We start from the raw sequence: 24,280 nt of genomic DNA, 5'->3' as shown, positions 1-24,280 counted from the left end.
GCCGTTATTCGGCGAAGATGGCGACTTGCTATTGATTGTCTTTGTAAAGTCTTGAAATGTATGAAGTTGGACAGGACAAGATTTTCACAACGAGTTGACCTGGCGATCACGTATCGCTGAATAGTTTGTAGGCATCAGTCATTGGAGACCTGTTGATGCCTACCCCGATCAAACTCGAATTTTCCGAAAAGTACGACGATCAGCACGCTCAGAAATATTTGCTCAAGCATCAGGACAATTTGGCGCGCCGGTTGTCCCACAAACGCGACGAGCAATTGGCCCGAGGCGCGCTGGCGATGGCGGGCGAGCCCGGTTTGGTTTTGGACTTGCCGTGTGGCGCCGGCCGTTTCTGGCCGCTGCTGGCGGAAAAGCCCAACCGAATCATTATTGGCGCCGATAATTCCGCTTCGATGTTGAAGATAGCAACCGGCGCCCAACCGGCAGAGGTGGTGAAACGGGTACGGCCTTTGCAGACTTCAGCCTTTGATATTGATTTGCCAGATAACGCGGTCGACAGCATTTTTTGCATGCGCTTGCTGCACCACATAGGTGATCCGGCGCATCGCCTGGCGATACTGCGGGAGTTTCAGCGAGTTACCCGAGACAGCGTGATCATCTCACTGTGGGTTGACGGCAATTTCAAGGCGTGGAAGCGCAAGCGTTCGGAAGCGCGTCGTCGTAGGAAAGGTGAGCAGGAAGGTTACCAAAACAGGTTTGTGTTACCGGCTGCTACTGTAGAAGCAGAATTCGAGCAGGCGGGTTTTCGCGTTCAGGAATCCCTGGACTTCATACCGCTCTACGCCATGTGGCGGGTATACGTATTACGCAAGAGGTAACAGGATGGCAGTTGAGTGCGTAGCAGGCAGTCACGTAGCTCCAGAAGAACGCTTCGATTATTTCTGGCGTCAGCAAGGCGAGTGGGTGGAAGAGCCCAATCGTCGTCGCGGTGGTGAAAGTGGGGTACAGCGAATCAAGACCGCCAGTGGTCGTTTGCTCTACAGCAAGCGACAGACCGGGCATATTTATCGCAGTTGGCTGCATCCCTTCGGGCGCCCCACGGTGCTGCGTGAGCGTGATGCTTTGAAGGGCTTGCGCCTGCTGGATGTGCGGGTGCCGGAAATGGTCTTCTGCGAAGCACGTCGCGATCCCGAGCATCAATGGAAGGCGTTGTTGGTGACGGCTTCGCTGGATGGTTTCGACGAAATCGAAAAATGGTACGCCGCCGGTGGCCGTGAGCAGTACGGCGAGCAGGTGCACGAACGTCTGCTCAAGGAAGTGGCGACCACCCTGGCGCGCATGCACAAGGGGCGTTGGCAGCACGGCTGCCTGTACATCAAGCATATCTTTGCGCGGGTGACAGGCGAGGGCGACTCGGCCACGGTAGAAGTGGCGCTGCTGGATTTTGAAAAATGCCGCCAGCGCCTGACCGCTTATCGGGCGGCGTCCCATGACATGCTGCAACTGCGTCGCCATTCGTCGTGGAGCAGCGCCGACTGGGAAAAACTCAGCTACTTTTATGAGACGGCGTTTGGCAGCGCTATCAAGGGTTTAACCAGATGAAGCTAGAAATAGCGCGAGGTTTGTTCCTGGTGGGAGCGTTGGGCGTGGCAGCCTTGGCGCTGGCCGCCTGGGAGCAGCCTCGTACTCAGGTACTCAGCGCGTCGCAGGGCGGCGCGCAATGCCTGTTGCCGCGTGTCGCCAAGGCGAGCACGGCGGCCAAGCCCGATCATGAACTGCTGCTGTTCATGTTCGGTCTGTCTCAAGGAATGAGGCCTCAAAGTTGAAACGTTTAAACCTCCCGAACAGGGCCTTGCGATGCGAGGCCCTTTTTTTTGCGTTTTTTCCAGGCTGCCGGCTGGCGTTCACGCCAAGTGCAGGTGGTTATCCCAAAGCCCGGCCGGCAATTCCAAGGGTTTAGCCACCAACGGGGCCTGCCGGCAATCGTAGAAGCGGCACCGGCCCTGGCCCGAGGTGACCACGAACCCATCCGCCACCGCGCCCACACCGGCGCAGTCCGGCAGCGGACCGTCCAGGCGCAGCTCGCCGCTGTCCATGTCCCAGATAAAGAAGCGATTGCCGCGTGGCGCCGTCAGGGCCACCAGGCGCAACTCGCTGTGCACGGCCACGCTGGCGGTGTAATGCCCCATGGCCTGCAGTTGCGCGTCGGCCACCGGAAAAGCCATGAACGGTTGGCCTGGGCGCTTGATCGCCAGCAGTTCGGAGCGCTCCTGGGACGGGCCCATGAACTGCTGCCCGGTGAGAATCGTGCCATCGCTGGCGATGCCCATATGGCGCACGCTGTTCATCTGCTGGCCCAGGGTTTCCTTGCTGATCAGTGTGCCGTCGCGGCGCATCAGCACCAGGCTCGGCTCCATGGCGTTGAGGTTCATCTCCACGCGGCTTTCCGCTTCGGTGCGAATGCCCCCGTTGGCCACCACCAGGGTTTCACCGTCGGGCATCCATGAGACCTGGTGCGGGCCGATGCCGTGGGTGGACAGCTCGGCGCTGTGCACCAGGCGCTCGCCCTCGAACTTATACACGCCAAGGAGGCCACGGCCGGGGTCGGACGTATCGTTTTCGGTGGCGTACAGCCACTCGCCGCTCTTGTGGATTACCGCGTGGCCATAGAAGTGGCGATTGGCATTCGAGGTGATGGTTTGCAGCAGCGCGCCGTCGCGCAGGTCGATCAGGTAACTCTCGGTGCCAGGGCGACGGGCAACGAACAGCGCAATCGGCAGCGTGGGGTGGTTGATGATGTCATGGCAGCGCTGGCCGACCTGGGTAGCGAACACCTGCTTGCCGTCCAAGCGAAAGCCCACGGCGTAGTGCCTGCCGTCCGTATCGTCACGTGCCGACAGCAGCAGCGGGCCGCTGCCCTTCTGCTTGAACAGCGTCCAGCCACCCAACGTAAGTGCGCTGAGCAGCACGCTGCCGAGCGTCAAAGCCTGTCGCCTGAGCATCATCAGTCACCGTCGTTGGCGTTAAAGCCCAGTTGGATCCCCAGCGCCTTGGCCAGCTCACCTTCGTGCAGGCGATGGACCACGTTGAGGCTGTCGTAGAGATCGTTCAGCTGCTGGCGCCCGGCGTCATCGTTCAACAGTTCGTTGAGGCTGCGCTGGTTGCTGGCGAACAGTTTAAGGGACGCGGCGTAGGCGGCGTCGATCTTGTCGGCCAAGGCTTTCTGATCCGCCGGCAGCAAGCCACGCAGGCCTTTATTGTCGACGCCGACCCACACGGTCTGGGCGGCCGCGAGGCTGGCCTCCAGGCTTTGCAGCGACGACTGGCTACGCCACGCATCGGCCTGGAACGGCTGCGGGATGCCTTTGGTCTGGCGGCCCATGGGCGTGCCGAGCTTTTTCTTCAGGGTGTCCAGTGCGGTCACTTGCACCCGTAGAAGATCGGCGATCGCTTCGTGGGAATCGGCGTAACGCTGGTTAGGGAACTTGCTCATTTGCGCGAGCATGCCGTCGGTGCTGTTCCAGCTGGCCAGGATCTCTTCGGCCAGGGCTTTCTGGCGCTCACCGATAGCCACCAGCAGCGGGCAGTAGCGGGCTTTCCGGGCGTCGTCGGCGAGGTCGGTCCTGGCGTCGTAGAGGATGTATTCGTAAGCCGACAGGCCCTGCACCACCACGCTGGACTTGGCCAGGGCGGCGCCGTCGATCTGCGGCTGGGCCTCCACCAGTTGCTCGACCTGGCGACCCACCAGGTTCTTTTTATCCGGCCAGAACTGCACTTGCCAGGCGCGATTGCCTTCTGCCAGCGGGCCGATCAGCAGCGGCTGCAGTTCGGCCCAGGCTTTTTGTGCGTGCAGGAAGTCGGCGCGGGCGGTGTCCAGGCTTTCCTTGCCTTGGCAATAGGCCAATGCGCTGACCGCCAATTGGCGGTCGGCTTCCACCCAGCGGCTGTAGGTGGGCAGGATCACTTGCTTGGCGATCGCCGCCGAGGTCACGGCCTGCGGGTCCTGGGGCGAGCACGCACCGAGGGCAAGGGCGGCCAGGCTGGTGAACAACAACTTGGGACGGAACATGTCGAGCTCCCTTCTGTAATTGGGGCGAAGCTTATAAAGAGTTCAGGAACGCCAGCAACGCAGCGCGCTGCTCGGCATTGAAGGACAACACATGCTGCTGCGCCGCCTGGGCCTCACCGCCATGCCAGAGCACGGCTTCGAGCAGGTTGCGGGCGCGGCCGTCATGCAGAAACTGGGTATGACCGCTTACGGTTTGCGTCAAACCGATACCCCACAACGGCGGTGTGCGCCAGTCGCGGCCACCGGCCTTGAATTCGCTGCGCCGATCGGCCAGGCCTTCGCCCATGTCGTGCAGCAATAGGTCGCTGTACGGGCGGATGGTCTGGTTCGCCAGCTCAGGCTCGGCGGCATCGGCGGCGGTGGTGAACGTGGGCTTATGGCAGCCCTGGCAGCCGGCCTGATAGAACAGGTTTTTCCCGGCCAGCACCTGCGGCGCGTTGACGTCCCGGCGCACGGGCACGGCCAGGTTACGGGTATAGAACAGCACCAGGCGCAGGATGTTATCGCTGACTTCCGGCTCGCCATCGGGGCCATTGCCGTTGGGCGCCCGTTTGCAGGCGACTTGGGCGTCGGTGCAGTCATCGAAGGGTCTCAGGGTGGTGGTGAGGCCCATATCACCAGAGAACGCGTGAACATTTTGTTGATTGAGCGTGGGTTGCCCGGCTTTCCAGCCGAACCGGCCCAGCACGGTTTTCTGCTGGGCGTCGTCCCAGACCCAATTCGGCCGCCCGACAATGGCTTCGTTGTCGGCGGTTTTCGGGTCGGTGTTGCGCAGGATATCCGCGTCGCTGATCGCTTCGAGCAGGCCCAGGCCGATCATCGGCGGCGCGATGCGGGCCGAGAAGCGCGTGTCGGGGTGCATCGGGCCGTAGCCCAGTTGGGTGATTTGCAGGTCCGGCTTGCGCAGTTCCACCACGGTGCCGTCCTTGAAGGTCACATTGACCGGTGTGTAGTCGACGCGCACCTTGCCTTCCGGTACGACACCCGGCACGGCCATGTCCTGCAGTTGCCCGCCGTACACGGGCTCCGGCACCACGCCCAACTGCTCGATCAGCCTGGCGTAGGGTGCAGCATCCGGTATCGACAGGCGCACCAGCATGGACACGGCGTTGGGCGCGTCGGCCAGCGGCGGGTGCCCGCGGCCGTCCTTGATATGGCAGTTCTGGCAGGCATTGGTGTTGAACAGCGGGCCCAGGCCATCGCGGGCGGTGGTGGTAGACGGCGCGATCACCCAGGGGCTGCGGAAAAAACTGTTGCCGACGCTGAAGTCCAGGCGGCGCGTGGGCGACAGGTTGGCGGAGGGCAGGGAAAACGCATTCTGGTCGTTTTTGTTCACCGTCGCTGCGCCGCCGGCTCGCGCTTCACCGGGCTCGGCCTGAGTGAAACGCGGGGCGTCATCGCACGCAACCAGGCCCAGGGCCATGAAGGCGACGCACAGACGAAAAAGCGAACGGAACATCGAGTTTCCTGGACGAATGCGAAAAAGATGGGCGCAAAGTCTAACAGGGCAGGGCGGATTGAATAAGAGCAATTATCGTTTGATGGACTCACGGACCATTCCCGCTAGAATGACCGCACATTTTTTTCTGGAGGTGGCCAATGCAGGCTCTCGACGCTTTGCTCAACCGTGTTTCCGTGCCGCGTTTGCTGGAGCCGGCACCGACCCAGGCGCAGCGCGAGGTGCTTTTCGCTGCGGCCATGCGAGCGCCGGACCACGGCCAACTGCGTCCGTGGCGCTTTCTCACCGTCGAAGGCTCGGCCCGTGAACAGATGGGCACGCTGCTGGCTGAAGCCGCGCGCCTGCAGGACCCCGAAGCCCCGCAGGCGGTCATCGACAAAGCCCAGAACGGCCCGTTACGCGCGCCGCTGGTGGTGGTGGTGATCGCGCGCCTGCAGGAGCACTTCAAGGTGCCCAAATCCGAACAGTTGCTGGCAGCGGCCTGCGCGGCCCATGGCATTCTACTGGCGGCCTACGCCCAAGGCATCGGTGCGGTGTGGCGCACCGGCGAATTGTCCTACTCGGCTCACGTTGCCAAGGGTTTAGGGCTGGCGGCGAATGAGGAAGTGATTGGCTTCCTCTATCTGGGCACACCGCAGAACCCGCCGCGTACGGCGCCGAAGGAAGATGTGGCGGCATTTGTGCAGGCTTGGACGGGTCTTTGACAATGTGGGGAGGGGGCTTGCACCCAATTGCAGTGTGTCAGTCAACTTATCTGTAGCTGACACATCGCTATCGGGGGCAAGCCCCCTCCCACTGTTGATAGTCATTGCCTGGGCTGGATCATCTGAGCCCTTAACTGACTGGCATTAGAGCAAGCCCCCTCCCACATTGGTCCCGTGGTGTTTCTTAAACTTTGAACTGATCCATGAGCTTCATCTGCTGGCTGGCCAATGCATTGAGCTGGCTGCTGATGGCCGCCGATTCGGTCGCCTGGCCGGTGAGGGTTTCGGTCACGGTGCGGATCGCCGAGACGTTGCGGTTGACCTCTTCGGCCACAGCGCTTTGCTGCTCGGCGGCGCTGGCGATCTGCAGGTTCATGTCGCTGATCACCGTGACCGCGTCGCTGATTTTGCCCAGGGCCTGTACGGCCTGATGGATCTGCCCGGCGTTGTTCTGGGCCTGGTTTTGGCTGGAATGCATGGTCGCCACCACGCCACGGGTGCCGCTCTGGATACGTTCGATCACCTGGCGAATCTCCTCCACCGAGTCCTGGGTGCGCTTGGCCAGGTTACGGACTTCGTCGGCGACGACCGCGAAACCACGGCCGCTTTCCCCTGCACGTGCCGCTTCGATTGCCGCGTTCAACGCCAGCAGGTTGGTCTGCTCGGCAATGCTGCGGATCACCTCCAGCACTGAGCCGATCTGCTCGCTGTTGACCGCCAGCGCTTCGACTTCACCCACCGCCTTGCTGACTTCGTCGGCCAGGGTGGTGATGTCGCGGGTGCTCTTCTCGATAATCTGCATGCCTTCACGCGCCGACTGGTCGGCACCGCGCGCCGCGCTGGCGGCATTGGAGGCGCTGTTGGCGACGTCGTGGGCCGTGGCACTCATCTCGTTGGAAGCGGTGGCCACCTGGTCGATTTCGCGGAACTGCACCTGCATGCCTTCGCTGGTCTGGCGGGCGATGGCCGACGACTGGTCCGCCGTGCCACGGGCTTCGGTGATGCTTTGCTTGATCTGCGCGATGGTCGGCTGCAGCTTGTCGAGGAAGCGGTTGAACCAGTTCACCAGCTCGCCCAGTTCGTCCTTCTTGGCGTAGGCCAGGCGCTGGGTAAGGTCGCCTTCACCGCTGGCGATGTTCTTGAGCATGGCCGCCACGCTGTTGATCGGACGGGTTACGCCGGTGGCGGTGAGCCAGATCAGCAGCAGGCCGAGCAAGCCGGCTGCGGCCGCTACCAGCAGCGCCTTGATCGTGCCGCTGGCCTGGGCTTCGTCGAGCACCGCCTGGAGCTTGACGTTATCGGCGAGCATCACGCTTTTGGGGAGTTTGATCACCACACCCCACGGCTTGGCATCTGCAAGTGGCTTGACCGGGTACACGGCGCGAATGGTATCGCCCTGTTCGCGGATCATGCGGTTGTCACTTGCCAGCAATTGCACGATTTCCTTGCCTTCTTCGCCAAGGGTATCGATCAGGTTCTTGCCGACCCTGGCCGGTTCGCCGCTGTAGGCGGCAATCAGGCCGGTGCTGGAAAGAATCTCCAGGTGCGCCGCGCCATTGAACAGGTCTTTCTGTGCGGCGTCGGTGGTCGCTTGCAGGGCCGTCAGGGCAATGTCCACACCGACGACGCCGATCAGTTTGCCCTCCACGATCAGCGGCGAGGCGATGGTGGTCATCAGTACCTTTTGGCCTCCCACCGTATCTTCATACGGGTCCAGCAGGCAGGTGCTGCGGGTGTCTCGTGGGCAGGTATACCAAATGTTGTAGGGCGTCCCGCTGAGGGTGAGGGTCGTCTTGTTCAGGTCCTCTTCGACCATCACGGTGTTCAGGCCTTCGCCGCCGGCACGGCTCCAATAGCTGGAGAAACGCCCTTTTTCATTGGACGCGCGCGCCTTGTCGTCGAGGAATTCGCTGTCCTTGCCATCCAGGGCGTTGGGTTCGAATGACAGCCAGAAACCCAGCACCTTGCTGTTGCGATCGAACGTGGTTTTCAGGCTCTGGTTGATGTCCTCGCGCAGTGCGCCGGCTTCCAGGCCACGTTTGCTGGCCTGGATGCGCAGGTCTTTGATCTGGTCGGACAGCGCGGTCAGCGCCAACAGGCTGTCGCCGAATGTTTTCTGCAACTGCACCGCCTGTTCCGCGGCCTTGGCCTGCAGCAACTGTTCAACGCCGTCGGTGAGCATGCGCGAGCTTGAATCGCTGACCAACTGATCATTCTGGTTGGTGTTGTAGATGTTGATGCCGACCACCAGCGCTATCACCCCTAACAGGCAGAGCCCGGACAGCAGCACGATTTTCAAGCGGATAGAGAGGGTGTCGAACATAGGTTCACTCACGAATGGACGTGTTGGGTGGGCAAGGCAGGGCCAAGTCCATTCAGCGCTATGTCTGAAACATCGGCGCAACGGGTCGATTCATGAGCAGCAGGCGATAAACGGTAGGAAAACAGCTACAGCCTTTGCTGTGCGGGCACTGCCAGCCGTTCAGGGCGTGACCAGATCCACAGATTGCCCAGGCCCATGCCGACGATTGCCAGGTAAACCGGCCAGCCATGGTCGAGCATGACCAGCATCAGGACGGCGCACAGCAGCATGCTCACAGTGGCGCTGACCTTGGCGCGCCGCGCGATGATCTTGCCATTGCGCCAGTTGGACAGGATCGGTCCGAACAGGCGGTGGTTCTCCAGCCACGCGCTCAGGCGCGGTGAGCTTTTGGTGGCGGCCCAGGCGGCCAGCAGGATGAATTCGGTGGTGGGCAACCCCGGCACCACAATCGCCACCAGCCCGATGCCCAGGCTGACGTAGGCCAGCAGGCCGAAGAGGAACTGGGCGATTTTCGAGGTGGATTGGGTTTGGCGGGTCATGGGGTATGCAACGTCAGGAACAAACCAATACAAAAGTGGAGGGGGCAAGCCCCCTCCCGCAGTCGATTGCATTTCAAATCGGCGATCAGGCCAGCTCAGGGGCGCTAGCGTACGCCTGTTCCAGCAAAACGGTGAAGCGCACAAACGCGTCAATCGCGCCTTTTTCCGCCGCGGCTTCTTCATCGGCGCTCAGGTGCAGTGCATCCAGGGTGCGAGTGAAGCTTTTCCAGCCTTCGGCACGTCCACCGGCTGGCTCAGCCAGGTGGCGGGCGCCGAAGGTTTCGCTCAGGCCCAGGCCCACGGCGCGTTTGATCAGGAACGCGGCGCCGAGTTTGGAACCCTCGGACACAAACAGCCAGCCCAAGGCTTCGGCTTTGCTCGGGTGGCTCACCGCGCCGGCCACCGGCGCCGGCACGTCGGTCTCCAGGTCGGCGAGATCGAGCCGGGCGGCTTCGGCGCGGCAACGTTCGGCCAGGTCCGGCACCAGTTCGATCAGCTCGGGATCGGTGTACAGCGCCACCAGTTCCGATTGGAACAGGTACTGCGCCACCACAAAGCGTGCGAAGTTGGCCTGGTTTTCAAACGGCGCATGGGCCTTGACCAGTGCATCGAGCCTGGCGTGCGGGGCGTGGGTGATCTGGTTCAGGCGCTGGGAGCGCAGGCTTGGGCGTTCTGCGGTAGGGGAAGCGGTCATGAAAAAGTCCTTGAGAGGGGAGCGCCTGGTTGCTCTTAAAGAGAGTGGTTATCAACTAGACGAACAAGAAGACGCAGCACAGTAAAAAATCCTCACCTCGTCACTGAAATTTCGGCGAGGTGAGGCTGGCGTGGTCAGATGTCCCAGATCACATTGATCGCCACGTTGCGGCCGGGCTGGGTCAGTCGGTCCAGGTTGGCCGGCGAGGTCACGCCGGCTTCACCGACGCCGTCGTAGCTGCGCACGTCGTCCCAGTTCCAGTACTTCTTGTCGGTAAGGTTGTAGAGGCCGCCGTTGATGGTCACGTCGCGGGTGACTTTGTAGAAGCCGGTCAGGTCGACGATCCCGAAGCCTGGCGTCTTGAATGGGCCACGGCTGGTGTTGCCGTCGGGGGCGAAAAAGGTGGTGCTGTCGACGCGGTCCTGTTTCTTCACCAGGGTCCAACTGACCAGCGCGCCATAGCGATCCTGGTCGTAGCCCAGGCCGAATACGCCTTTGAGCGGGTTGACGCTGTTGAGCGGCTCGCCGTTGTCGTCATTGCGGCCATGGGCGTAGCTGATAGCGCCTTGAGTGTAAAGACCGTGCGGCGCGCCCAGGGCATCCAGGTTCAGGCGACCCTTGGCTTCCACGCCCTTGATGGTGGCGCGCTTGATGTTCTTGGCCTGGAAGGCTTCGACGGTGCTGCCGGCAACCACCGCGTCTTCATCGATGAAGTCGCGGTATTTGTTGTAGAACAGCGCGATGTCGAAGGAGCCCGCGTCGAACTGGCCGCGAATCCCGGTCTCGATGCCTTTGCTGGTCTCTGGCTTCAGGTCGGGATTGGGCTCCACGGTGTAGCCCTGACCGAGGTTTTCGAAGCGGCCATACAGCGCTTTGGCCGAAGGCGTGCGGAAACCTTCGGCGTATTGGCCGAACCAGGTGTATTGCTCGGTCAAGGCATAGGTCAGGCCGAATTTCGGCGTGACGCGGTGCCAGGTTTTTTCTTTGTCGCTGTGATCGTAGAGCCGGTTCGGGTCCACGGTGTTGAGGAATTCCTCGGTCAATTTGGGCTTGAGCTGGGTGTAGTCGTAGCGAACGCTGGGCAGGAACGTCCACTTGTCCCAGGCGATCTGGTCCTGGGCGAACAGCGAGTAGGTGTTGATGGTCGGGTCAGGGAAGTCACTGGCCTTTTTCACACTGTCGCTGGGGGAAGGGCTCGGGGCGCCAATGGCCGTGCAGCCCGCGCCGACCGCCAGGCACGTGGCGGCACCTTCGCGGGAGCCGGTGACTTTCTGTTGTTTGAGCGTCGTGCCGTAAGTGACCTGGTGGTCGGTGGCGCCGAGGCTGAAAGCCTTATCCAGTTGTGCATCGAAGACCCACTGTTTTTCTTCATAGAGCGTTTCGCGGGTACGCAGGACGCGGCGTGATGGCTGGTAGATTTCCGCCGTGGTCTGGTCGGTCTTGGCGATCTGGTAGTTGAGGCTGGTCTTGATATGGTCGGCAATCGGTGAGTCAAGGCCGAAGCGGTTTTCAAGGCCCAAGCGTTCCCGGGTAATGGTGTCGTTGCCCGAACGGGCGCGGTAGAAGTTGAAGCCTCGGCCGCCGGTGAAAGGGCCGCCTACCGCGCTCTTCAGGTTAACGTCGCGATCATCTTTGTATTTTTCATAGGTCAATCCCAGGCGGTTATCGTCGCCGTAGTTCCACCCGAGCTTGGCCAGCACGTTGGTGGTGCGTGCGTCTTCCGGGTTGGCGCCGGTGCGGGCCAGGCCGGTGGCGTTGTTGCCGTCGTAGGATTCGGTTTCATGGCCGTTGCGCTGGCTCAGGTGCAGCAGGCCATCGACGTCCGCCACGCGGCCGGCGAAGGTGCCCGAAGTCAGCCAGCTGTCGTCGGCGGAGCTGTAGCCGGTCTTCAGGCGCGCGCCGACATCCTGGCCGGGCTTGATGATGTCGTCCGGGTCGAGGGTGAAATAGCTCACGGCGCCACCGATGGCGCTGCTGCCGTACAGGGCCGAGGCCGGACCGCGCAGAATCTCCACGCGCTTGACGATTTCGGGGTCGACGTAGTTGCGCCGGGTTTTGGCGTAGGGGCCGTTGAAGAAGTTGTCCGGTACTTCCACACCGTCCACCTGGGTGAGGATGCGGTCGCCGTCGATGCCACGGATATTGAAACCGGCGTTGCCCGAACGGCTGCCGGCACCGCTCACCGAGACGCCGGGTTCGTAGCGGGCCAGGTCGCGGATAGTGTTCACGTTCTGGCGGTCGAGTGCTTCGCGGTCGTGCACGCTGACGGTGCTTGGTACGCTGCTGATGTCCTGCGCGTTACGGGTAGCGCTGATGGTCACTTGCTGCAGGTTGAGCGTGCTGCCGGCGGCGCGTGGCTCCAGGACGATGTTATTGCTGCCCAGTTTGCGATAGGTCAGGTTGTTCCCCACCAACAGCCGGTCCAGGGCTTTTTCCGCTGCCATCGGGCCGCGCACGCCAGGAGAGGACATGCCCTGGCCGAGTTCCGCCGGCAGGCCGACCTGCCAGCCGGTCACCGCGGTAAACGCGTTGAGAGCCGAAACCAGTGGCTGCTGTTCGATGCTGAATTGATAATTGCCGTAGCTGCGCGGCGCCGGTTCAGCGGCCGTGGCGCTGGCAACCGGCAGGCCGGCCAGCAGGATGGCGGCGGTGAGCAAGGACAGGACGGGCGAAGAAGACCGGCGGTTGAAACAAGAGGACATCGAGAGCGCTCCGGGGTACGAATCTTATAGTTGCGAACCTTTCCAAATAGGAATCAGTTGCATTGGCTAAGACGAGACGTACCACCGCAGACTATCGAGTAAAAATTATTCTCATTTAGTTGAGGATCACCAGCGCCGGGTATTCCGAAAGCTTGGCCGACGTGATGTGGGCCAGCGAGCGCACCACGTCCAGCGGCTGGTCGAGGCGATAGTTGCCGGTGACGGCGACCCTGGCGAGCTGCTCATTGGTGTTGACGATCCAGCCGGGATAATAGCGGCGTAGTTCGGCGAGCACCTGGCTCATCGGGCAGTTTTCGAAAATCAGCCGGCCCTGCACCCAGGCCAGGTCTTTGTTGATGTCCAGTTTGCCCGGCTGACCGAAGCCCTGGGGGCCGATGCGGATACTTTGCCCGGCGCTCAGGCGTACCCGGGCATCGTCGAAGGTATTGCTCAGGTCCACGTCGCCGCGCTGCACCTGCACTTGCGCCTCGCCATCGAGGTAACGCACGGCGAACGCGGTGTCGCGCACGCTGGCACGCACCGGGCCGGCGTCGATTTCCAGCGGCAGGCCACGGTTGGCGGCCACGTCGAAAAACGCTTCGCCCTGGTACAGGCGCGCGATTCGCTGCTGGTCCTGGATGCGGCTGGAAAACGCCGAATTGGTGTTGAGCAACACGTTGGCACCCTCGTCCAGTTGCAGGCGCTGACGTTCGCCGACCACGGTGAGGTGGTCGGCTTGCAGGCGCACGGGCAGGTTGCTGAAACTGCACAGCCCGATCACCAGCAAGGCGGCGGTGGCCAGCGGTTTCCAGTGTGGCCGAATACGGCGCCAGACACTCGGCCCTCGTGGCGCCGCCAGGGCTACGGCGGCGCTGTGCACTGGCGCGCCACCCCAAGCGGCCTGGGCTTTTTCGAAGGCCTGGCGATGGGCCGGATCGCAGGCCAGCCAGGCTTGGAATTCAGCCTGCTGGCCAGGTTGCGGGCACTGCAGGGCGATCAGCCAATCGAGAGCCTGGTCCATCGCCGGGTCTTGCAGCACCTCATGCGCCAACGCAAGGGGGCGCACGTTATTCGGGTCCGTCACGGTGTTCCTCGGGTCTTCGCCACGTTTTATTCATTTTTCCTACGGTTTGCGTCGACGCTTCTGTGGGATGCAGCTTAAGACTGATCCAACCGTTCGGCCACACCTACGCAGATCGCCATGATCAATTTCAGTTCCTTCTGCACCGTACTCAACGACACCCCCAGTTGGTCGGCAATCTCCTGGTAACTGCAGCCGTGCAGGCGGCTGAGGATGAATATCCGCTGCTGGCGGGCGCTCAACTGACCCAGGCTGACGCTCAAATGCTCCAGCAGTTGCTCGGCCTGGGTCGCGTCTTCGGGGGTAGTGATCGGCGCGGCAACGCTTTGCAGGATTTGCAGCGGTACATCTTCCTGCAGGGTGCGCGCCTGGATCTTGCGCGCGCGCAGGTGATCCAGCGCCAGATTGCGCGCCGTCTGATAGACGAAAGGTTCCAGATGATCGATCGGCCGCTCGCTCAGGGCCCGGGTCACGCGCAGGTAGGTTTCCTGCAGAAGGTCTTCGGCGGTGCTGTGGTTATGCACCATCCGTTGCAGGGTGCGCAGCAGGATCGCCCGTTGAGTGAGAAAAACATGGTTGAAGCGAGATTGGCTCACAGTGATACCAGACCGATAGGCAGTTAATGATAATGCTTATCATCAACGCAAATGGCAAGTGGCTATTCTTTTCTGCGTTACACCAAAACCACAGTGGGAGGAGGCAACCCCCCTCCCACGCAAACTACATTACTCGGCGTTACAGAGTGCCAGGCAGTTATCCAGCATTCGGTTGGAGAAGCCCCACTCGTTGTCGTACCAGGCGAGCACTTTCAGCAATTTACCGCTGACCTTGGTGTGATTGGCGTCGAAGATCGACGACAGCGGATTGTGGTTGAAGTCGCTGGAAACCAGCGGCAGGGTGTTGTAGCCGAGAATTTTGGAGTGCTGGCTGGCGTCCTTGAGCAGTGCGTTGACTTGCTCGGCCGTGGCTTCTTTCTTCAGTTGCACGGTGAGGTCCACCAGGGACACGTTGATCACCGGCACCCGCACGGCCATGCCGGTCAGTTTGCCCGCCAGTTCCGGCAGCACCAGGCCGACCGCTTCGGCGGCGCCGGTCTTGCTCGGGATCATGTTCTGGGTGGCCGAACGCGCGCGGTACGGGTCGGTGTGGTACACGTCGGTCAGGTTCTGGTCGTTGGTGTAGGCGTGGATTGTGGTCATCAAGCCGCTTTCGATGCCCAGTTCACGGTGCAGCACCTGGGCCACCGGCGCCAGGCAGTTGGTGGTGCACGAGGCGTTGGAGATGATCTGATGGGATTGACGCAGGATGTCATGGTTAACGCCGTAGACCACGGTGGCGTCTGCGCCCTTGGCGGGGGCGGAGATGATCACTTTGCGCGCGCCGGCAGTGATATGGGCGGCGGCCTTGGCGCGATCGGTGAACAGGCCGGTGCATTCAAACACCACGTCGATGTTCAGCGCGGCCCACGGCAGTTCGGCCGGGTTGCGAATGGCACTCACGGCAATCCGGTCGCCATTGACGGTCAGGCTTTCCTGATCGTGGGCAACCTCTGCATCGAAAGTACCGTGTACGGTGTCGAATTTGAGCAAGTGGGCATTGATCGAACTGTCGCCCAGATCATTGATGGCGACGATCTGCAAATCCTGGCGGTAGCCTTGGGTATACAGTGCGCGCAGGACATTACGGCCGATACGGCCAAAACCATTGATTGCGATACGAAGAGTCATTGGAGAGTGCCTGTCGTCGATTTGTTGTAAGAATTACAAGATTATTCGCATAAAAATAGAAAACAAGCCTTTTTAGTGGCAATATTTTGTTCAATCTACAACGAGTGACCTGAATCAACTGGTCCGATGATCCAAACGACACCCTGCCATCCCATGCGCTGCGGGCGTTTGATCAGCATAGACACTCAGGTCGCCACATCCGTTAGCCTGGAGTTCTACACATGCATCCCCGCGTCCTTGAGGTCACCGAACGGCTTATCGCCCGCAGCCGCGCCACCCGCCAGGCTTACCTTGCGCTCATTCGCGGCGCCGCCAGCGACGGCCCGATGCGCGGCAAGCTGCAATGCGCCAACTTCGCCCATGGCGTGGCCGGTTGCGGCACCGAAGACAAACAGAGCCTGCGCATGATGAACGCCGCTAACGTGGCAATTGTTTCTTCATATAACGACATGCTCTCGGCGCATCAGCCCTACGAACATTTCCCTGAACAAATAAAGAAAGCCCTGCGTGAAGTCGGCTCGGTCGGCCAGTTCGCCGGCGGCACCCCGGCGATGTGCGACGGCGTAACCCAGGGCGAGCCGGGCATGGAGCTGAGCCTGCTCAGCCGTGAAGTCATCGCCATGTCCACGGCAGTGGCGCTGTCGCACAACATGTTCGATGCGGCACTGATGCTGGGTATCTGCGACAAGATCGTGCCCGGCCTGATGATGGGCGCACTGCGCTACGGCCACCTGCCGATGATCTTCGTGCCGGGCGGGCCGATGCCGTCGGGCATCTCCAACAAGCAGAAGGCCGATGTGCGCCAGCGCTACGCCGAAGGCAAGGCCAGCCGCGAAGAGCTGCTGGAGTCGGAGATGCAGTCCTATCACAGCCCCGGCACCTGCACCTTCTATGGCACCGCCAACACCAACCAGCTGCTGATGGAAGTGATGGGTCTGCACCTGCCCGGCGCTTCGTTCGTCAACCCGTATACGCCGCTGCGTGACGCACTGACCCGCGAAGCCGCGCATCAGGTCACGCGCCTGACCAAGGCCAACGGCAACTTCACCCCGATCGGCGAAATCGTCGACGAAAAATCCATCGTCAATTCCATCGTGGCCCTGAATGCCACCGGCGGCTCCACCAACCACACCCTGCACATGCCGGCCATCGCCATGTCGGCGGGTATCATCCTGACCTGGCAGGACATGGCTGACCTCTCCGAGGTGGTACCGACCCTGTCCCACGTCTATCCAAACGGCAAGGCTGACATCAACCACTTCCAGGCGGCGGGGGGCATGTCGTTCCTGATTCGTGAACTGCTTGAAGCCGGCCTGCTGCATGAAGACGTCAACACCGTGGCCGGCAAGGGGCTGAGTCGCTACACCCAGGAACCGTTCCTGGTCGACGGCGAGCTGATCTGGCGCGACGGCCCGATCGAGAGCCTCGACGAAGCCATCCTGCGCCCGGTGGCCCGCGCGTTCTCGCCCGAAGGCGGCCTGCGCGTGATGGAAGGCAACCTCGGCCGTGGCGTGATGAAAGTCTCGGCCGTGGCCCTCGAGCATCAGATCGTCGAAGCGCCGGCGGTGGTGTTCCAGGACCAACAGGACCTGGCCGATGCGTTTAAGGCCGGCGAGTTGGAGAAAGACTTCGTCGCGGTGATGCGTTTCCAGGGCCCGCGCTCCAATGGCATGCCGGAACTGCACAAAATGACGCCGTTTCTGGGTGTGTTGCAGGACCGTGGCTTCAAAGTGGCGTTGGTGACAGACGGGCGCATGTCCGGCGCGTCGGGTAAGATCCCCGCCGCGATCCATGTGAACCCCGAAGCTCAAAGCGGCGGGCCGCTGGCACGCGTGCGCGATGGCGATATCATTCGCGTGGATGGCGTCAAAGGCACCCTGGAGCTTAAGGTGGACGCCGAAGAATTCGCAGCGCGCGCGCCTGCCACGGGTCTGTTGGGCAACAACGTGGGGGCCGGTCGCGAGCTGTTTGCATTTATGCGCTTGGCCGCAAGCTCCGCAGAGCAGGGCGCCAGCGCCTTTACCTCTGCCCTGGAGACGCTTAAGTGAAGTTAGCGCTGGTCGGTGACATTGGCGGTACCAACGCGCGTTTTGCGTTGTGGCGGGATCAGGCCCTGCATTCGATCCGCGTGCACGCCACGGCGGACTACGACAGTCCCGAGGCGGCCATCCTGGTATACCTCATGGAAGAAGGCCTGCAAATCGGCGATATCGGCGCGGTATGCCTGTCGGTGGCCGGGCCGGTGAGTGGCGATGAGTTCAAGTTCACCAACAATCACTGGCGCTTGAGCAAGACCGCTTTCTGCAAGACGCTGCAGGTGGATGAGCTGCTGCTGATCAACGATTTTTCGGCCATGGCCCTGGGGATGACCCGGCTGCAGCCCGATGAATTTCGCGTGGTCTGCGAGGGCACGCCGGAACCGCTGCGTCCGGCGGTGGTGATCGGGCCAGGCACGGGGCTGGGCGTCGGCACCTTGCTGGATCTTGGCGCGGGTCGTTTCGCGGCCTTGCCGGGGGAGGGCGGCCATGTCGACCTGCCTTTGAGCAGCCCGAGGGAAACCCAGCTGTGGCAGCATATCTATAACGAAATCGGCCACGTCAGCGCAGAGACGGCCTTGAGCGGTGGTGGTTTGCCGCGTCTGTATCGGGCAATCTGTGCGGTTGATGGCCACACGCCGCAGCTGGACACCCCCGAAGCCATCACGGCGGCTGGCCTGGCCGGCGACCCGATTGCCATGGAAGTGTTGGACCAGTTCAGCATCTGGCTGGGCCGAGTGGCGGGTAACAATGTACTGACCACCGGTGGACGTGGTGGTGTGTATATCGTGGGCGGGGTAATACCGAGGTTTGCCGACTTCTTCATTCAAAGCGGCTTTGCCGGGAGCTTTCGTGACAAGGGCTGCATGAGCGACTACTTCAACGGTATTCCGGTGTGGCTGGTGACCGCGCCGTATTCCGGCTTGACCGGGGCGGGTGTGGCGCTGGAGCAGGCATTTGCTTAGGCAGTGATGGCTTCCCACATCAGTGTGGAAGGGGGCTTGCCCCCATGAGGCCTTCAACTACACCGCATAACAACAAGGAGGACCCCGTGAGCGTAATCAGTAAATCGATTCTCCTCGTCGACGACGACCAGGAAATCCGCGAGTTGCTGCAGACCTACCTCAGTCGCGCCGGTTTCCAGGTGCGGGGGGTGCCGGATGGCGCGGGATTCCGTCAGGCGATGAACGAGGCGCCGTGCGACCTGGTCATCCTCGATGTGATGTTGCCGGACGAAGACGGTTTCAGCCTGTGCCGCTGGATTCGCCAGCACCCGCGCCAGGCGCAGGTGCCGATCATCATGCTTACCGCCAGCTCCGACGAAGCCGACCGCGTGATCGGCCTGGAGCTGGGCGCCGATGACTACATCGGCAAGCCGTTCAGCCCGCGTGAGCTGCAGGCGCGGATCAAGGCGCTGTTGCGCCGCTGCCAGTTCCAGGAGCGCAACACCGGGGGCGATGTGCTGGTGTTCGACGAATGGCGGCTGGACATGATCAGCCACCGGCTGTTCCACGTCGACGGCGAAGAAGTGATCCTGTCCGGGGCCGACTTTGCCCTGCTCAAATTGTTTCTCGACCATCCCCAGGAAATCCTCGACCGCGACACCATCGGCAACGCCACCCGTGGCCGCGACCTGATGCCGCTGGACCGTATCGTCGACATGGCCGTCAGCCGCCTGCGCCAACGCCTGCGCGATACCGAAAAACCTCCGCGGCTGATTCGCACCGTGCGCGGCAGCGGCTATCAACTGGCAGCCAACGTGGTTGCCGGCAATGCCCATTGAGCCGGTGAGCGAACGGCGTCGCCGGTTTCCGGTACCGCGCTCGCTATTGGGGCGCATGCTGTTGCTCACATTGCTGGCAGTGCTGTTCGCCCAGGCACTGTCCAGCGTGATCTGGGTCTCACAGTTGCGCGCCACCCAGCTCGAAGGCCTGGTCACCAGCGCGCGCAGCCTGGCGCATTCGATGACCGCCAGCGTGAGTTATTTCCGCTCGCTGCCGGTGGCCTATCGCCCGTTGGTGCTTGACCAACTGCGCAGCATGGGCGGCACCCGCTTTGTGGTGACCCTCAACGATCGCCCGCTGGACATGCAGGTGCTGCCCGAAACCCCGCGCAAACAGGCGGTGCTGACCGCGGTGGATGAAGTGCTGCGTCAGACCCTGGGCGCCGATGTGCATATCTCGGTGGAGTTCGTCAGCGCCGAAGACCTGCGGATTTTCAACGCCGGCCTCAAACTCGATGAATTGCCACGCTCCTGGGCGCACTACGCACTGACCCTGGAACCGGTGAACCCGCCGGTGCTGGTGACCCAGATTCAACTGGCGCCCGGCGAGTGGCTGTATATCGCCTCGCTGTTGCCCGAGCCCTACACCAGTCTGGAAGAGCAGGGCCTGCCGTCCCAGCAGGTGTGGTTTATCGTGCTGACCAGTGGCTTTCTACTTCTGTTCATAGGCCTGCTGGTGCATTGGCAGAGTCGGCCCCTCAAACGCCTGGCGCTGGCGGCGCGGGACATGTCCCTGGGCGCCGACGTCGAGCCGGTGGCCGAGGGCGGCGGCAGTGAAGTGGTGGAAGTGGGCCGTGCGTTCAATGCCATGCGCGAGCGCATCAGCCGCTACCTGACCGAACGCAGCCAGTTGTTCAGTGCGATTTCCCACGATCTGCGTACACCCATCACGCGCCTGCGCCTGCGCGTGGAACTGTTGGAAGACGAGAACCTGCAGGCCAAGTTCGGTCGTGACCTGGATGAGCTGGAATTGCTGGTCAAGGGCGCGCTGCAATGCGTGAAAGACACCGATATTCACGAGAACATCCAGCCGGTCGACCTCAACCATGTGCTCGAATGCCTGGTGGAGCCGTACGTGGCGCCCAACGGCAACGGCCGCGTGACCCTGGATGGCATGGCGCTGGCGGCGTACCCGGGCAAACCGTTGGCGCTCAAACGCTGCATCGGCAACCTGATCGACAACGCGTTGAAGTACGGGCAGAACGCCCATTTGCATATTGAGGACGACGGCGCGGAATTCATCCTGCATGTGGATGACGAAGGCCCCGGTGTACCGGAGCAACGTCTGGAGCAAGTGTTCGAGCCGCACTTTCGCCTCGCCGGCCAGCAGCAAGGCTACGGCCTGGGGTTGGGCATCGCGCGCAACATTGCCCACAGCCATGGCGGTGAGGTGAGCTTGCAGAACCTGCGCGAGGGCGGCTTGCGCGTCACCCTGCAACTGCCCCGAACCCTGGACTGATAACACGATTGGACAAAGGTGGGAGGGGCGGTGCGACGATTCGACTTGCCCCCCGATGACGGGGCTTCAGTCACTGGATGGCTTGGCTGACGCACTGCTATCGAGCCAGCCCTTTGTCACCAGCGTTTCTCTCGTGTGTCAGATGCTTTGGCGCAGCCGCGCCAGATCCCGCAGCGGTGGCGCGCCGAACAAACGGCTGTACTCGCGGCTGAACTGCGATGGGCTTTCATACCCCACCCGATAACCGGCCGCCGACGCTTCCAGCCCTTCGGCAATCATCAGCCTGCGCGCTTCCTGCAGGCGCAGTTGCTTCTGGTACTGCAGCGGGCTCATTGCCGTGATCGCCTTGAAGCGATGGTGCAAGGTCGAGACGCTCAGGTTCACTTCCTTGGCCAAATCATCAATGCGAAGCGGCTGTTCGTAATTGCCGTTCAGCCACTTGATCGCCTGGCTCACCCGATGGCTCTGACTGTTGGCCACCGCAATTTCATACAGCCGATAGCCCTGCGGCCCGCGCAGCAGCCGGTACAGGATCTCGCGATTGATCAGGGGCGCGAGCATGGCGATGTCTTTGGGCGTATCCAGCAAACGTGCCAGGCGCAGCACGGCGTCGAGCAACTGGGTGTCGATACGGTCCACGTACATCCCGCGCGAGGTCGGGCGCGTGGGCACGCCCATGGGGCCGGCCTCGGCAATCAGCGCTGTGAGCTGCGCCGGGTCGATATTGATGCGCACCGACAGGTTCGGGTCCTCGGGCGTCGCATCAATGACTCGCCCGGCCACGGGCATCGCCACGGAAAACACTAGATAGTTGAGCGGGTCATAGGCGAAAACTTCGTCGGCCAGGCGCACTTCTTTGCTGCCGTTGGCGAGGATGCACAACGCGGGCTCCACCAGTACCGGCATAAAGTCTCGCGGTGCGTTGTGGCGGTTCAGGTACAACGAAGTGATTGCGGTGCCGTAGGAACCATCTTCCCAGGTATGCCGGTGCACGATGCTGGCCAGTTCAGCACGCTGTTTTTCCATCTCGGCATCGAGGGGGGTGGGCTGATGTTCGGGTGACGACATGGCGCGTCCTCTGCAGGCTGCTGTGATGGGGCCAGCTTAGCGGCGGCTTTTCAAAATGTGTTAGGTCGATTCTGCCCGATCCTTGCCTGATCCTGCGGCCTATCGTCAATCAGGCAAGCGCCGGGCGTGTCACGCGCCTGAAACACGGCGTTTGGGTGTGGAATAAAGCCGCCGGCCCGACGTCCTATCTACGCTTCTCGCAGGATCGTGCAATAAGCCGGCAGGAATCGACTAACCGCGCTCGCACCCGCGCCGTTATCGTTGATCCTGTGGCAACACACCTCCACAGTGCTTGCCGAGCATCACTTCTCAACGGGAGAGTCGAATATGTCCACCCCCATTCCCGCGAGCCATATGGCCTTTATCCGCGCCCGCAGCGGGTGCAGCACCGAACTGGGTGCACGCTTGAGCAGTTTGATCGAACCGGGCCGCCAGGCGCAGGGTTGCCTGCAATTTTCGTTGCAGCATTCCCAGGTCGATCCCGATGTGTGGCTGGTCTCGGGCCTCTGGAGCAGCGAGCAGGCGATGAGCGCCTACTTCAACTCGCCGGCCCTGATGATCTTTACCGAACTGTTGAACGACATGGTCGTGCGCAGCATAGACTTCCAGACCTTCACCGATGCCTGCGCCGTCAATGCCTACGGTGAGTACCTGCAACTGGCCGGTTAATGGTTAGAATGGCCACCTTTTCCATTGGCCAGGACCTGCAACATGGCACGTAAACAATTTGCTCAGCACGAAGCCGTTTCCGCCGTAGTACCGGGTGAAGGGGGCTACAGCGCCGCCGTCGCCGTCAAAGCGCTGGACGGCATGGGCGCCCCGCGGTTTCACAAGATCCTCGATGGGCAGACGTTCAAAACTGCCTCCGATGCCGATGATGCGGCCACCGTGCAGCTTGAGCAGCTTGTGAATGTGGATGAAGAAGGTCAACTGACCTGGGCGAGCGCCACCCGCTGAACAACGGCGCTGATCTGATGTGGAAGGGAGCTCGCCACAAGAACCTCATTTTCTCAGGTTATGTGTAGATACCCATGGCCATCGGGGGCAAGCCCCTCCCACAGTTTGACTGTATTTCAGTCAGGGTTTGCTGGCGCCTGGGCGGTACATCTTGAATAACGCCTCCGGCCCCAACTGGAAGTAATCCGCCGGGCCGCCACCACGCAAAATCGGCTCGGCGGCGGCGGTGTCGTACACGCCGTCCTTGAGCAGCCACTTGGCAATGTGAACGGCGACCACTTCGCCCAGCACCAGCCAGCTTGGCACCAGCGCCTTATCGGCACGTTGCAACTGGATGATTTGCGTCACCTTGCACTCGAACGACACCGGGCTTTCGCCCACCCGCGGTACGCCCACGATTTTCGACGGCACCGGGGTCAGGCCGGACAGCTCGAATTCATTCACGTCCGGCGAGACCGCCGCGCAGCTCTGGTTCATCTGATCGGCCAACGGGCGGGTGGCCAGGTTCCAGACGAACTCGCCGGTCTGTTCGATGTTGTTCAGGCTGTCTTTGCGCCCGACGCTGGAGAACCCAATGATCGGCGGAACGTAGTTGAACGCGTTGAAGAAACTGTAGGGCGCCAGGTTCAGCCGGCCCTCGTTGTCGTGTGACGAAATCCAACCGATCGGCCGTGGGCCGACGATGGCGTTGAACGGGTCATGGGGCAGGCCGTGGCCGTTGGCCGGTTCGTAGAAGTGGATATCGTCAGGCATGGGCCGGGTTCCTGCTGTGGGGTTCTGGAAGGCAGCCATAGTGCAATCCACAGCGACGAATTTCCATGCGCCGATGGAATTTTCATTCAGCGCCCACCTATTTTTCACAGCGGCCCATTCAGTCTGCGCCTAGGTCGACACCCCTTATAAGACTGAGCCTCGGAGCCTTCAACCGCATGAACAAACTTCCTCAGATCACCCTGGCGTTCTGGGTCATGAAAATCTGCGCAACCACCTTGGGCGAAACCGCCGGTGACTTGCTATCGATGACCCTGAACGTCGGTTACGCCATCAGCTCGATGATTTTGATCAGCGTGTTCCTGGTCACTCTGGTGACGCAACTTTGGTCGAAAACCTACAACCCGGTGCTGTACTGGATCGTGATTTTGTCCACCAGCACTGCCGGCACTACCATGTCCGACTTCATGGATCGCACCCTGGGCTTGGGTTACGCCACCGGGTCGATGATCCTGATTGTGATACTGATGATCATCTTTGCATTGTGGCACCTCAGCGGTGACTCGCTGAACGTGAACAAGGTGCAGACCTTCCGAGGCGAGTTGTTCTATTGGATGGCCATCCTGTTTTCCAACACCCTGGGAACGGCTCTGGGCGATTTCCTGGCGGATGATTCGGGGTTGGGCTTTGCTGGCGGGGCCCTGCTGATTGGCTCGACCATCGCGGTGGTGGTGGTGCTCAAGTACTTCACCCAAATCTCTTCGGTGCTGTTGTTCTGGGTAGCATTTGTGTTGACCCGGCCTTTTGGCGCAACCCTGGGCGACTTCTTGACCAAGCCCCACGAAAAGGGCGGATTGGATTTTGGCACCATTGGCTCTTCGGCGGTATTGGCGGCCGTGCTGGTGGTAATGATTGCCGGGGCTTCGTATGCGCAAAGGCGGTATGGACGGGCCGATGTGGCGCAGTTGTCCTGATTCAAAATGTGGGAGGGGCAAGCCCGCTCCCACATT

The 24,280-nt window shown here is 61.7% G+C and carries 23 protein-coding genes; 11 read left to right on the top strand and 12 right to left on the bottom strand.

Annotated features, from left to right (window positions below):
* Positions 1-155: 155 nt before the first annotated feature.
* Genes QRN10_RS16535 through QRN10_RS16525 form a run of 3 tightly spaced genes read left to right on the top strand, consistent with a single transcriptional unit; the run spans position 156 to position 1,784 of the window.
* A complete protein-coding gene (locus QRN10_RS16535; protein WP_181078953.1) occupies positions 156-836 on the top strand; it encodes a class I SAM-dependent methyltransferase in 681 nt (226 codons plus the stop codon).
* A gap of 4 nt (positions 837-840) precedes the next feature.
* Entirely contained in the window at positions 841-1,560 is a 720-nt protein-coding gene (locus QRN10_RS16530; protein ID WP_181078955.1) for a lipopolysaccharide kinase InaA family protein, read from the top strand.
* The gene (locus QRN10_RS16525) at positions 1,557-1,784 is read left to right on the top strand and encodes a hypothetical protein (RefSeq protein ID WP_181078957.1); all 228 of its coding nucleotides are present in this window, start codon (positions 1,557-1,559) and stop codon (positions 1,782-1,784) included. The genes QRN10_RS16530 and QRN10_RS16525 overlap by 4 nt, the downstream gene beginning before the upstream one ends.
* A 78-nt stretch (positions 1,785-1,862) precedes the next feature.
* Here QRN10_RS16525 and QRN10_RS16520 read toward each other — a convergent pair whose 3' ends face one another.
* Genes QRN10_RS16520 through QRN10_RS16510 form a run of 3 tightly spaced genes read right to left on the bottom strand, consistent with a single transcriptional unit; the run spans position 1,863 to position 5,486 of the window.
* Positions 1,863-2,960 (bottom strand): DUF1513 domain-containing protein, encoded by a 1,098-nt coding sequence (locus QRN10_RS16520; RefSeq protein ID WP_253511906.1) that lies wholly within the window; start codon positions 2,958-2,960, stop codon positions 1,863-1,865.
* Positions 2,961-2,962: 2 nt separating this feature from the next.
* Positions 2,963-4,027, bottom strand: a complete 1,065-nt coding sequence (locus QRN10_RS16515; RefSeq protein ID WP_285428719.1) for an imelysin family protein — start codon at positions 4,025-4,027, stop codon at positions 2,963-2,965.
* 31 nt (positions 4,028-4,058) lie between these two features.
* The gene (locus QRN10_RS16510) at positions 4,059-5,486 is read right to left on the bottom strand and encodes a di-heme oxidoreductase family protein (RefSeq protein ID WP_253509201.1); all 1,428 of its coding nucleotides are present in this window, start codon (positions 5,484-5,486) and stop codon (positions 4,059-4,061) included.
* 140 nt (positions 5,487-5,626) lie between these two features.
* Here QRN10_RS16510 and QRN10_RS16505 point away from each other — a divergent pair, with 140 nt between their 5' ends.
* A complete protein-coding gene (locus tag QRN10_RS16505; protein ID WP_181078963.1) occupies positions 5,627-6,190 on the top strand; it encodes a nitroreductase family protein in 564 nt (187 codons plus the stop codon).
* 184 nt (positions 6,191-6,374) lie between these two features.
* On the opposite strand, the gene QRN10_RS16500 is transcribed toward QRN10_RS16505, so the two are convergent.
* From QRN10_RS16500 to gap, 7 genes are all read right to left on the bottom strand, one after another.
* Entirely contained in the window at positions 6,375-8,513 is a 2,139-nt protein-coding gene (locus QRN10_RS16500; RefSeq protein WP_181078965.1) for a methyl-accepting chemotaxis protein, read from the bottom strand.
* Positions 8,514-8,638: 125 nt separating this feature from the next.
* A complete protein-coding gene (locus QRN10_RS16495) occupies positions 8,639-9,052 on the bottom strand; it encodes a YbaN family protein (protein WP_285428718.1) in 414 nt (137 codons plus the stop codon).
* 85 nt (positions 9,053-9,137) lie between these two features.
* Positions 9,138-9,746 carry a biliverdin-producing heme oxygenase gene (locus QRN10_RS16490; protein WP_181078969.1) on the bottom strand — a complete coding sequence of 203 codons (609 nt, stop codon included), beginning with the start codon at positions 9,744-9,746 and terminating at the stop codon, positions 9,138-9,140.
* A gap of 134 nt (positions 9,747-9,880) precedes the next feature.
* Positions 9,881-12,448 carry a TonB-dependent receptor gene (locus tag QRN10_RS16485; RefSeq protein WP_285428717.1) on the bottom strand — a complete coding sequence of 856 codons (2,568 nt, stop codon included), beginning with the start codon at positions 12,446-12,448 and terminating at the stop codon, positions 9,881-9,883.
* Between the two features lie 115 nt (positions 12,449-12,563).
* Entirely contained in the window at positions 12,564-13,532 is a 969-nt protein-coding gene (locus QRN10_RS16480) for a FecR family protein (RefSeq protein WP_253509189.1), read from the bottom strand.
* A gap of 74 nt (positions 13,533-13,606) precedes the next feature.
* Positions 13,607-14,125 carry an RNA polymerase sigma factor gene (locus QRN10_RS16475; RefSeq protein ID WP_253509187.1) on the bottom strand — a complete coding sequence of 173 codons (519 nt, stop codon included), beginning with the start codon at positions 14,123-14,125 and terminating at the stop codon, positions 13,607-13,609.
* Positions 14,126-14,254: 129 nt separating this feature from the next.
* Positions 14,255-15,256, bottom strand: coding sequence for a type I glyceraldehyde-3-phosphate dehydrogenase (gap, locus tag QRN10_RS16470; RefSeq protein WP_181078976.1), 1,002 nt, complete (start codon positions 15,254-15,256; stop codon positions 14,255-14,257).
* 221 nt (positions 15,257-15,477) lie between these two features.
* On the opposite strand from gap, the gene edd reads away from it, so the two are divergent.
* From edd to QRN10_RS16450, 4 genes are all read left to right on the top strand, one after another.
* The gene (gene edd / locus QRN10_RS16465; RefSeq protein WP_181078978.1) at positions 15,478-17,304 is read left to right on the top strand and encodes a phosphogluconate dehydratase; all 1,827 of its coding nucleotides are present in this window, start codon (positions 15,478-15,480) and stop codon (positions 17,302-17,304) included.
* The gene (locus QRN10_RS16460; RefSeq protein WP_181078980.1) at positions 17,301-18,257 is read left to right on the top strand and encodes a glucokinase; all 957 of its coding nucleotides are present in this window, start codon (positions 17,301-17,303) and stop codon (positions 18,255-18,257) included. Before edd ends, QRN10_RS16460 begins: the two co-directional genes overlap by 4 nt.
* An 86-nt stretch (positions 18,258-18,343) precedes the next feature.
* Positions 18,344-19,075, top strand: a complete 732-nt coding sequence (locus tag QRN10_RS16455) for a response regulator (RefSeq protein WP_181078982.1) — start codon at positions 18,344-18,346, stop codon at positions 19,073-19,075.
* Entirely contained in the window at positions 19,065-20,534 is a 1,470-nt protein-coding gene (locus tag QRN10_RS16450; protein ID WP_181078984.1) for an ATP-binding protein, read from the top strand. Before QRN10_RS16455 ends, QRN10_RS16450 begins: the two co-directional genes overlap by 11 nt.
* A 138-nt stretch (positions 20,535-20,672) precedes the next feature.
* On the opposite strand, the gene QRN10_RS16445 is transcribed toward QRN10_RS16450, so the two are convergent.
* Positions 20,673-21,602, bottom strand: a complete 930-nt coding sequence (locus QRN10_RS16445) for an AraC family transcriptional regulator (protein WP_181078986.1) — start codon at positions 21,600-21,602, stop codon at positions 20,673-20,675.
* Positions 21,603-21,929: 327 nt separating this feature from the next.
* On the opposite strand from QRN10_RS16445, the gene QRN10_RS16440 reads away from it, so the two are divergent.
* On the top strand, positions 21,930-22,271 hold the full coding sequence (locus QRN10_RS16440; protein WP_181078988.1) for a putative quinol monooxygenase: 342 nt from the start codon (positions 21,930-21,932) through the stop codon (positions 22,269-22,271).
* Positions 22,272-22,313: 42 nt separating this feature from the next.
* Positions 22,314-22,559 carry a hypothetical protein gene (locus QRN10_RS16435; protein WP_253509185.1) on the top strand — a complete coding sequence of 82 codons (246 nt, stop codon included), beginning with the start codon at positions 22,314-22,316 and terminating at the stop codon, positions 22,557-22,559.
* Between the two features lie 120 nt (positions 22,560-22,679).
* Here the strand turns inward: QRN10_RS16435 and QRN10_RS16430 are convergent, their stop codons facing one another.
* Positions 22,680-23,312 (bottom strand): flavin reductase family protein, encoded by a 633-nt coding sequence (locus QRN10_RS16430; protein ID WP_181078992.1) that lies wholly within the window; start codon positions 23,310-23,312, stop codon positions 22,680-22,682.
* 176 nt (positions 23,313-23,488) lie between these two features.
* Here QRN10_RS16430 and QRN10_RS16425 point away from each other — a divergent pair, with 176 nt between their 5' ends.
* The gene (locus QRN10_RS16425) at positions 23,489-24,244 is read left to right on the top strand and encodes a COG4705 family protein (protein ID WP_285428716.1); all 756 of its coding nucleotides are present in this window, start codon (positions 23,489-23,491) and stop codon (positions 24,242-24,244) included.
* The last annotated feature ends 36 nt before the right edge of the window (positions 24,245-24,280 follow it).

It is taken from the genome of Pseudomonas sp. lyk4-R2A-8 (assembly GCF_030209095.1).
GTDB lineage: Bacteria > Pseudomonadota > Gammaproteobacteria > Pseudomonadales > Pseudomonadaceae > Aquipseudomonas > Aquipseudomonas quebecensis.
Note: the sequence above shows the minus strand (reverse complement) of the source record. Positions and strands in the feature narration are given on the sequence as shown.